Source organism: Mesorhizobium sp. M7D.F.Ca.US.004.03.1.1, assembly GCF_003998635.1.
Classification (GTDB): Bacteria; Pseudomonadota; Alphaproteobacteria; order Rhizobiales; family Rhizobiaceae; genus Mesorhizobium; species Mesorhizobium loti.
The window spans coordinates 1-560 of the sequence record NZ_RZQG01001689.1 but is presented as its reverse complement, the minus strand read 5'-3'; the positions used below and the strand labels follow the sequence as shown (position 1 = coordinate 560).

Below are 560 nucleotides of genomic sequence, written 5' to 3'. Positions count from 1 at the left end.
TGCCGGTGCTATCGATCGATCCGCTGCCGAACACCGACGAGACGTCGGCGGACACGGTGCCATACTGGAAGGCGATGCCGCCGATGAGCTGGCCGGCCGCGCTGTCGGACAAAAGCATGTCGGCGCCGGTCTGCAGCCTCCAGGTCGATGTGTCGTATGTCGTTGCGGTGGTGGAGCTTTCCGGATCGTAGGAGCCGCTGGTGCCTTCGATCCTGCCCCACAGCCCGATACCGGCCTCGGCCTTTACGTCATCGGAGATCCCATCGGCGCCTTGCGCTTCGATGGTCCAGGATCGGTTGCCGAGCCGCTGCTGCAGCGTGCCCAGCTGGTTGAAGGTCTGCAATACGCCCGCATAGGCCTCGTAGAGCGGTGCGCCGGCCTGATAGAGCGGAGTTCCGGGTCCGCCACCATCAATCAGGGCGGAGCGCAAATACCAGTCGCCGTCGGTGGGCGTGCTCGTGCCGCCCTGATAGAGCCTGTAGGCATAGGCGCCGCCGACGACCGCCGCATCGCCTTCGAACGGCAGCTTCGCGCTCAAGGGCGACTACACGTTCGAAGGC

1 protein-coding gene is annotated in these 560 nt (G+C 65.5%); it reads right to left on the bottom strand.

The annotated features are described in order from the left end of the window. The coding region (locus EN935_RS39505; RefSeq protein WP_127374430.1) for an autotransporter outer membrane beta-barrel domain-containing protein at window positions 1–538 on the bottom strand (538 nt) is incomplete at its 3' end. Between the last annotated feature and the right edge of the window lie 22 nt (window positions 539–560).